Raw genomic sequence first — 8,527 nt, forward strand, 5'->3', positions numbered from 1 at the left:
AGAGGGGGCATTGGGGGAACCGTGGAAGGACGCCCCACGTTTTCTGCCAGTAGGAGGTCGTCCAGCCTGGGTTTCTTGTGGCTTCCCCGTTAGGGGGGGGGCCCCGCCGGGGTTCCTCCAGGGTCCGCTCACTTGGCGGGCAGCGGCACCGAGCCGTGGATGGAGAAGTGGTCGGACAGCCCCACGTAGTCCGTCACCGAACACGCGCTGAACGAGTAGGGGCTGAAGATGTAGTCGATCTTCTCGCCGTCCTTGGTGTCGGGACCGTCGTACACACCGTCCTTCTCGGCGCACTCCTGGTACCGGTCGTACACGGGCGTCAGTACGTCGAGGTTCCGGGCGGGCGGGCTCACGTTCAGGTCGCCGCCGAAGACCGGCCGGTAGCCGCGCTGGTCGGCCTTCTCCATGAGCGTCGCCGCCTGCCTCTTCTGCCAGGTGCGCTCGGGGTCGTCCCAGCCCTTGCCCCCGGTGCTGAAGTGCGCGGCGCAGTACATGGCCGCCTGGGACGGAACGGTGGCGCAGACAGCCGTACGCTGCTCGGCCTTGCGGGTCGCCCCGTCCTTGTTCACGTACGTGGCCGGGGACGGCAACTCGTACGCCTGGTACCAGGCGTTCTCGTCGGGAACCGCGATGGCGACGCCGTACGCGCCCCGGTCGTACCCGTCGGCGTCCATGCACTCCTTCTGCGCCTTCAGGCCGGTCCCGTCGACGTCGCAGTTGATCGGCGCGAAGCGCACGTCCCACTGGTACGGGCCCTCTTTCAGCGCCAGCTCGACCGGCTTGGCGTGCTTCTCGCAGATCTCCTGCAGGAAGATCACATCCGGGTAGGACGCGGCCTTGGCCAGGCGCTCCTTGAGACCCGCGGTGAGGGCGTCCTTGCCGATCGGCTTGCCACCGTTGCACGGGCTCACCGTGTTGATGTTGCCGCAGACGTTCCAGGACATGATGCGCGCCGTGGCCGAGGCGGCCGAGGCGGCCGATCCGGCGAGCGGCGGGACCGCGCTCCCGGCGTCGGTGGTGCCTTCCGGGATTCCGGCCGCGCCGGCCTTCACCAGGGTGAACCGTTCCCACGAACCCACGGCACCGGCGCGGGCCCGCAGGAGCCCGTGGTCGTTCCCGGTGGCGTTCTTCTCCGCGGAGGCGTACAGGCCCTCGGCCTGCCCCTTCAGCGCGTACTGCCCGTCCCCCAGCGATTCGAGAGCGAACCGCTCCCAGCCACCGATCTTCGCACCACGGGCCCGCAGCATTCCGTCGTGGGTGCCGCCGTCCTCGATCTCGGTGCTGGCGAAGTACCCGCTGGCCTCGAACCTCAGGCTGACGGTCTTGCCCTCGTCATCGGTGTGCAGCGTGAACCGCTCCCAGGCGCCGATCGTGTCGCTCCGTGCGCGCAGTTCGGCCCACTGGTTGTCGCCGTCCTTGATCTCGGTGGAGACGTACTTGCCGGTGGCCTCCGACTTCAGGGCCCACTTCTGGCCGGCGGACTTGGCGATCGCCTCGGTGTCCGCGGCGGATGCCCCCGGCGCGAACGCCATCCCCACACCCAATATCGCCGCGAATGCGGCGATCCAGCTCGTTGCTCTGCGGAACAACTTCCCCTGCCTCCCTGGCGTTTACGAACGGTCCGGGATCATTGCACGCAGCCCTTTCCGAGGCCCTCCCCTACGCCTTCGCCGTGCACTCGGCCCAGAGCAGCTTCCCGCCCTGCCCCGGCAGCCCGCCCCGCATGGGGTACGCACCCCAGGACTCCGCGTACAGCGTGACGAGATACAGCCCGCGCCCGCGTTCGGCCAGCTCCTCCGGTGTCCCGGCGCCCCATCGGAACGGGGCGGGGATGTGCGGATCGGTGTCCCAGACGCTCAGCCGGATGCGGCTGCGCCCGGCGTCGCGCAGGCGCAGGGAGTACGGCCCCGAGGAGTAGAGGTAGGCGTTGGTGACCAGCTCACTGGCCAACAACTCGGCCACTTCGGTGAGTTCGGGCATGCCGTGCACGCGCAGGACGTTACGGAGGGTGGCACGGGCGACGCCGGGGGCGTGGGGATCCTGCGGGAGTTGGAGGGTGTATGTCCAGGGCGGGGATACCGTGGAACCGACCATGGAAGTCTCCGTTCACGGGGGGAAGTTGGATCGCGGGTTTCCGGTTGCCCGGTGACGAGGCCGCTCCGTCGAGCGGGGTACTTCCGGGCGGGTGGCCTGAGACCGAGACTAGACTCGCGGCAAAGAGTTTTTGTCGAATCGCGAGAAAATACAGGCCGATTCCCTCGTGCGAGTGACAGCCCGACCAGCCCCACATCAGGAGGAGTTCGATGGCAGCGAGGCCAGCGCTCACGGCCCGTCGCAGTCGTCTTGGAGCTGAGCTCCGCAAGCTCAGGGAACAGGCGGAGATGACCGCGACCGAGGCCGCGAAGCGGGTGGGAACCAGCTCAGGGCAGTTGAGCAACGTGGAGTCCGCCCGTTTCGGCGTGAGCCCCGAACGGGTGCGTGCCATGGCCCGCGTCTACGCCTGCTCCGACGACGCGTACGTCAATGCGCTGGCCGCCATGGCGATCGAGCGGTCATCCGGCTGGTGGGAGCAGTACCGGGACATCCTCCCGACAGGGCTGCTGGATCTGGCGGAATTCGAGCACCACGCGGTCGCCCTGCGAACCGCCTACACCTGCCACATTCCAGGGCTGCTCCAGACCCCGGATCACGCACGCGCCGTGTTCGGCCAGGTCGTGCCGCAACTGACGCCACCAGAGATCGAGCACCGCGTCTCCCACCGCATCAAGCGCCAGGACGTCATCTACCGGGCGTCTCCCGTCACATACTCGGCCGTCATACACGAGGCGGCTCTGCGAATGAAGTTCGGCGGACGCGACGCAGCACGCAAGCAGCTGGAGCACATCTTGTCGATGAGCAGCCAGTCGCACATCACCGTCTCCGTGATCCCGTTCGACGCCGGCGCCTACCCGGGATCCGGACAATCGGTCGCGTACGGGCTCGGCCCGGCTCCTCAGCTGGACACGGTGCATCTCGACCAGTCCCACGGGCCGGTGTTGCTGGACGCCGAGCATCAGCTACTGAAGTACCGCACGCTCCTCGACCGGATGGAAGCCGTCGCGCTCACCCCGAAGAAATCGCAGAACTTCATCCGCCGTATCGCACAGGAACTGTGAAAGGACGCCGCCGTGCCCACATCCCCCTGGCAGAAGTCGTCGTACTGCGGAGAAGGAGATGCGTGTATACACATATCCGCCTCGCCCGCGCGCACCGTTCGCCTCACCGAATCCGGCGACCCCACCGGAGCAATACTCCGCACCACCCCCACCGCCTGGGCCGCCCTCGTACGCACCATCAAGGAGGACCGCACCCGTGACTGACGCCCCGGGAATTCCCACCAACTTCTCGTGAAGGAACCCAAGATGTCGCCCGACGCATGGCAGAAGTCGTCCTACTGCGCACAGGGCGAGGCATGCATACACGTGGGTGCAGCCAGAACCAGAACCGGCACGGTCAGCCTCACCGAGAGCAGCGGCCCCGCCGGAGCCGTACTCCACACCACTCCCACCGCCTGGGCCGCCCTCGTACGCACCATCAAGGAGGACCGCACCTGTGACTGACACCCCCGGCATCCCCGCCGACCTGACCTGGGTCCGCGCCGCCCCCGAAGGCTCGGAAGGCCCCGGACCCTGGATCGAGATCGCCTTCGGGTCGGACGACTTCGTCTACCTCCGCGAGACCGGCGACCCCACCAACATCGTCACGACCACCCGGACGAAATGGGCGGCCTTCACCAAGGGCGTCATGGCCGGCGAGTTCGACCACTTCGCCGAGCCCGCCGGATAGAGCCGGGCCTCACGGCCAAAGCGGAGATCCGGCCCCTGCCCAGGCACGGGCGAACCGTTCGCGCGCGGGCGGCGGAAGACTCCGCATACATCCATAGCTGCAAACACCTCTCCCGACACTGACAAGGCTGCGATCAGTACGCATCACCAATGTCATGAGTGAGCCAGCGTTGGCCAATTGCCGATTTGCTGATTGCGCCAGCGACGCCCGGGTTGATAAGGATGATCAAGCGAACAACCGTTCGTTCCGTCCATGGTCAGCTGCATGTGCCGTTGGAGCGGGCCATCAGCCGGTTTCAGCAGGGCACAACAGGGTGGGGGCTTTCGCATGGTGGCGTGGGACATCAGACCGCAGGGTGTGCAGGGGCAGTTGAAGGTTGTCGGTACGCATGCCGGTGATCTGGAGAAGGCCCTGACGGCGCTGATGACGACGGTGTCGGAGGCGGCCCAGGCGGCGGGTACGGCGGTGCCGGGCCCACAGGCGGTCACGCACCTTCAGGGGCCGGTGGCTCCGGGTCAGGCGCCTTTGTCCCGTCAGGCGATGGGGCCGGTGGCCGCGGCGCTGGGTGAGTATCTGGGTGAGCGCAAGAAGGACCTCAAGGCGGCGGCCGAGCGGATCGAGGCGTCCGTGCTGGGTGCGGTCGAGGCCACCAACGCGTACTGCGAGGGTGATCTGGAGACGGCCAGGCACGCGCAGGACGCGGCGAAGGCCGTACGTCTGAACGTCCTCAAGGGCATGCAGGGGCACCGGTGAGTGACACCGAGCCGGTCGACCCGGTGGGGATACCGGTCTTCACCGGCGACCTGGCCCTGCTCGACACGAAGGTGACGGCTCTGTCGGGCCACGGGGCCGCGATCGCGACGGCTGCCGGTGATGTGCACAGCAGCTTCGGCGGGCTGAGCGCCTTCTACAAGGCGCCCGAGGCGGAGCAGTTGTTCGCGACGACCGGGCCGGTGGCGGCGACCGGGCTGTCTCTGAGTTCAGACCTGTGCGTCATCGCCGGTGCGCTGAGTACGTACTCGGACGATGCGTTCCCGCTGGTGGAGAAGCTCAAGGAGCTGAAGCGGGACGCGGTCGCCTTCCGGGTCAAGGCCGAAGGCGACGACAAGTGGCGCGAGGACGGTGACCTGGTCGAGGAGAACAACCGGCGCCGTGGCGAGATAGCCGAGGTCTGGACCGCCTTCCAGGAGGTGGAACGGGCCTGTCACGCCAAGATCGTCGCCCTGGTCGGCGGCAAGACGCTGAAGATCGATGACGGCTCCGGCAAGAAGGAGGGCGTGTACGGGTACGACGCCGATGCCCTCAAGCAGGCCAAGAGCCTGCCCTGGGGAGAGGCGGTCGAGGAGTCGACGCCCTGGTGGCAGGTGTGGGAGCACGCCTACGACTTCGGCAAGGGCTTCCTCGTCGACGGGGTCTGGGGCACCCTCAAGGGCCTGGGCACCCTGGCCGGTTTCGAGGGCGGGGACGCCGCGCAGGAGGCATGGACCGGCCTGGCCAAACTCGCCACCGGGCTCTCCCCCGCCGCGATGCTCGTCCTGCACGTCCTGCCCGGCGACCACTCCGCCTGGATACGCGACTCCCAGACCGCGGTGAAGGAGACCGGCAAGGCCCTGATCGCCTGGGACCAGTGGGGCAGCAACCCCTCCCGCGCCGCCGGAGCGGTCACCTTCAACGTCCTGACCACCGTCTTCACCGGCGGCACCGGCGGCGCAGCAGCAGGCGCGGGCAAAGCCGGCCTGGCCGCCAAGGCCCTCTCCCTCACCAGCAGGACCGCCCGCGCCGTGGACCCCATGACCTACGTCTTCAAGGGCGCGGGTGCGGGACTGTCGAAGATCAGCGACGTGATGGCGGGACTCAAGGGCCTGGGCAAGTTCGAGGCCCCAACCATCAACGTGGACGGTGCGATCGCTCTCCCCGAGGGTGCCGTCCACCTCCCCGACGGGGCGATCCACCTCCCGTCGGGCTCGGCGGTTCCGGACGGGGCGATCAAGCTCCCCGACGGCAACATCAAGCTCCCCGAGGGCACCACCACCCTTCCGCCGGGCACGGTGAAGCTGCCAGTGGACGGCCCGTCGCAGTTCATGGACCCCAAGGGCAACATCTACGACGCCGCGGGCGACATCACCCAGCGCGCGAAGGACGCCCCGACGGGCAAGCCGGACGCGGGCGCGGACATCCCGCGCGTCGACGCCCCGAAGGTGGACTCCCCGGCCACGGCCGGGGTCCCGGAGCGCGCGCTGGTAGGCGTCGGCGGCCGCGCTGGCGACGACGCGATCCGCCTGGGCAGCGACATCTCCGACCCACTCCACAGGGGCGACCACACCCCGGACCACACCCCCGGCGGCCACGCGGGCGACCAGATGCCCACGAACAATCTGGACAGCACCGCCCGAGGCGGCGGCCACGCCGACGGCCCCTCGGGTACCAGCCACGGTGACAGCCCTTCCAGCACGGGCGGCCACACGAAGGGCCCCGGCGGCGGGGGCCACCACGAACCCCCGTCCGCGGGCGGTGGCACCCAGCTCCCGGAGAACCCGGGCACAGGCGGCCTGGACGACGCGGCGCACGGCGCGGATGATGCGGCGCACCCGGCGCACCCCCCGGGCGATCGGCAGCTGACCGCTGAAGAGATCAAGGTCAAGCAGGATGAATTCGTCCGGCGTGCGAATGACCCGGACAAGTCCTGGTTCGACCTCCACTATCGGTCGGACGGCCATCGCCACAGCATCCACACCAAGATCGACGGGGTCGAACTACCCATCCTCGCAAAGGACAGCGACGGATCCTGGATCTCCAAGCACGACCTGCCCTCGGCCCCGTCGGAGATCAGGTACGGCCGCGACCCACTGACTCGCGGGAGCACCCCGGTCGACCAGATCGACCACCTCGACGATGTCGCGAAGGATCGCAAGGTCTCTGTGGACCTGTCCAACGCCGAGCGTGCGTACAAGGCCGCGCCTACCGAGCAGACGTTGGCCGCAGTGGAGCGCGCCCAGGAACAGTTCATCGATCACTTCGACGATCAGACGTCCAACAACAGCAGCTACTCCGAGCGTCTGGGCGAGGACGCCGCGCGGCTGCACGTGGTGCCTGAGCGGTTCGAGGGTGCGGTGGAGCAGCCTCTGCCGAAGACGCCCAACGGTGCCAACATGTTCGACCAGTTGTACCGGCGGCCGGACGGCAAGCTCGTGATCATCGAGGCGAAGGCACCGAGTTCGGGGCTCATCTGGCGCAGAGGCAAGGGCGCCGCCGAGAAGTTAATGGTGCAGCAGGGCACCAGCCACTACCTGGAAACCATCATCTCTGAGATGGAAGCCCGCCCGTTGCTTTCGGTGACCGACAGCGCAGGGAAAACCTGGACCAACGCCGATCTGGCGGCCGAGCTGAGGCCGGCGTTCGAAAGCGGAAACCTGGAGTATGCGATGGTGAAGGCCGTCGAGGGCAAGGGTACGTACGCTGGAGCAGTCCTCGAATACTTCAAGATCTGAATCCGACAAGGGAGATCAGTGGTTACGAGCGTGTCCCGCCAGAGCTATCCGGTGGCTGAGATGGGGGCAGTCGTCCCTGTGATGGAGAAGTCCCTGGCGAATTCGCTGCAGACCATCGGGACCTCACATCGTGCCAGGAGCGGGGCCCTGACAACGTCCCTGAATGTGGCGCGCGTCCGCTGTATCGGGGACCCGGACGCGGTGATGCTGAAGACCTGGGAGTCCTGGCTGCTGACCATGCAGGTGCACTCGGCGGTCTTCGCCGCCACGTTCACCGATCAGGAGACCGTGGCCTGCAAGATCCAGCAGGAGGAGCGCCAGCTCGCCACCACCGGTCCGCAGATCTACCTCAATGCGGGGACCTGGCTCAACGCTTTCTTCCTGGCGCTGATCTGCCGGGAGACGGCCCGCCTCGACATGCTGGCGCGGGTGCCCGAGTCGTTGCTGCGTGACTGCGGTGGTGTGCTGGACGAGTACGTCTACGCCTGGGTGGAGACCCTCCGGAGCTTCTGGCTGAGGCGTGACGATGTCAGCCAGCACTTGGTGCGGGCCGTGGATCTGAGTGCTCCTGAGGTCACTCACGTCCTCGACGCCGAGACCATGAGCAAGCTGGAGTACCCGCCGATCATGATGTTCTACCGCTACTTGCGCAACGACGCAGCAGGCTTCAACGAGGCCCTGAACGATGCCCTGTGCTGGCACAAGGAGTACTGGACGGCCGACGAGGACCGCGTCCAGAACATCGAAGGAGTCGTGTCCATCGCCCCGCTGGCGGTGGCGTGCCTGGCGAAGGCCAACGGCATTCCGATCGAGGTCGAGTCCGGCTACCTGCCGACCGCCCTGCTGGACTTCGCCTGGCGCGGCGAGTTCGACGCGTAGCTTCCCCAGCGCAGCATCAAGGCCCCTACCAGCGACGAAAGTCCAGGCAGGGGCCTTGATCAATGCGGGCTTACTTCTTCTTCGAGGCTACTAACAGGAGTAATCCGTGACGGTGATTGTGGAGCGGCACGCCATTCCTATGGTCGACCAGCAGGTCACCGAGCGCCTGGCTGAAGTTCCCCCACGATCACGGACAGCGAATGTTTACGCTGCGTGGGTGAGATCTTGGGCCGCCAGGGTCCTGGTCTCGATCGGGGTGACGTAGCCGTAGATTGGATGCTTGCGCAGACGGGTTCGGTTGTACTCGACCTCGATAAAGCGGAAGACGTCCGCGC

The 8,527-nt window shown here is 67.5% G+C and carries 9 protein-coding genes; 7 read left to right on the top strand and 2 right to left on the bottom strand.

What is annotated here, in order from left to right; genetic code table 11:
* Positions 1–128: 128 nt before the first annotated feature.
* Together ACFVX4_RS18560 and ACFVX4_RS18565 are read right to left on the bottom strand one after the other, a co-directional pair.
* Complete coding sequence (locus ACFVX4_RS18560; RefSeq protein ID WP_389978113.1) at positions 129–1,589, bottom strand: endonuclease/exonuclease/phosphatase family protein; 1,461 nt, start codon at positions 1,587–1,589, stop codon at positions 129–131.
* Between the two features lie 70 nt (positions 1,590–1,659).
* Positions 1,660–2,094: an ATP-binding protein gene (locus ACFVX4_RS18565; RefSeq protein WP_389978116.1), complete on the bottom strand. Its 435-nt coding sequence runs from the start codon at positions 2,092–2,094 to the stop codon at positions 1,660–1,662.
* A 209-nt stretch (positions 2,095–2,303) separates the two neighbouring features.
* Between ACFVX4_RS18565 and ACFVX4_RS18570 the strand changes: the two genes are divergently transcribed.
* The 7 genes from ACFVX4_RS18570 to ACFVX4_RS18600 all read left to right on the top strand — a co-directional run bounded on the left by ACFVX4_RS18570 (position 2,304) and on the right by ACFVX4_RS18600 (position 8,192).
* A complete protein-coding gene (locus ACFVX4_RS18570; RefSeq protein WP_389978118.1) occupies positions 2,304–3,155 on the top strand; it encodes a helix-turn-helix transcriptional regulator in 852 nt (283 codons plus the stop codon).
* Positions 3,156–3,167: 12 nt separating this feature from the next.
* The gene (locus ACFVX4_RS18575) at positions 3,168–3,359 is read left to right on the top strand and encodes a DUF397 domain-containing protein (RefSeq protein WP_389978120.1); all 192 of its coding nucleotides are present in this window, start codon (positions 3,168–3,170) and stop codon (positions 3,357–3,359) included.
* 42 nt (positions 3,360–3,401) lie between these two features.
* On the top strand, positions 3,402–3,599 hold the full coding sequence (locus ACFVX4_RS18580) for a DUF397 domain-containing protein (protein WP_389978123.1): 198 nt from the start codon (positions 3,402–3,404) through the stop codon (positions 3,597–3,599).
* Positions 3,592–3,825 (top strand): DUF397 domain-containing protein, encoded by a 234-nt coding sequence (locus ACFVX4_RS18585; protein WP_389978126.1) that lies wholly within the window; start codon positions 3,592–3,594, stop codon positions 3,823–3,825. Before ACFVX4_RS18580 ends, ACFVX4_RS18585 begins: the two co-directional genes overlap by 8 nt.
* A gap of 327 nt (positions 3,826–4,152) precedes the next feature.
* Positions 4,153–4,578 carry a DUF6507 family protein gene (locus ACFVX4_RS18590; RefSeq protein ID WP_389978129.1) on the top strand — a complete coding sequence of 142 codons (426 nt, stop codon included), beginning with the start codon at positions 4,153–4,155 and terminating at the stop codon, positions 4,576–4,578.
* On the top strand, positions 4,575–7,313 hold the full coding sequence (locus ACFVX4_RS18595) for a hypothetical protein (protein WP_389978132.1): 2,739 nt from the start codon (positions 4,575–4,577) through the stop codon (positions 7,311–7,313). The genes ACFVX4_RS18590 and ACFVX4_RS18595 overlap by 4 nt, the downstream gene beginning before the upstream one ends.
* Before the next feature lie 60 nt (positions 7,314–7,373).
* Positions 7,374–8,192: an immunity 49 family protein gene (locus ACFVX4_RS18600; RefSeq protein WP_389978135.1), complete on the top strand. Its 819-nt coding sequence runs from the start codon at positions 7,374–7,376 to the stop codon at positions 8,190–8,192.
* Positions 8,193–8,527: the final 335 nt, after the last annotated feature.

Origin of the sequence: Streptomyces sp. NPDC058240 (assembly GCF_042882135.1) — a bacterium.
Taxonomy (GTDB): Bacteria; Actinomycetota; Actinomycetes; order Streptomycetales; family Streptomycetaceae; genus Streptomyces.

Bases quoted from the DNA above. Each gene is read 5' to 3' on its own strand.
- ACFVX4_RS18570 (WP_389978118.1), top strand. From the start codon at position 2,304: ATGGCAGCGAGGCCAGCGCTCACGGCCCGTCGCAGTCGTCTTGGAGCT.
- ACFVX4_RS18565 (WP_389978116.1), bottom strand. From the start codon at position 2,094: ATGGTCGGTTCCACGGTATCCCCGCCCTGGACATACACCCTCCAACTC.
- ACFVX4_RS18590 (WP_389978129.1), top strand. From the start codon at position 4,153: ATGGTGGCGTGGGACATCAGACCGCAGGGTGTGCAGGGGCAGTTGAAG.
- ACFVX4_RS18580 (WP_389978123.1), top strand. From the start codon at position 3,402: ATGTCGCCCGACGCATGGCAGAAGTCGTCCTACTGCGCACAGGGCGAG.
- ACFVX4_RS18600 (WP_389978135.1), top strand. From the start codon at position 7,374: ATGGGGGCAGTCGTCCCTGTGATGGAGAAGTCCCTGGCGAATTCGCTG.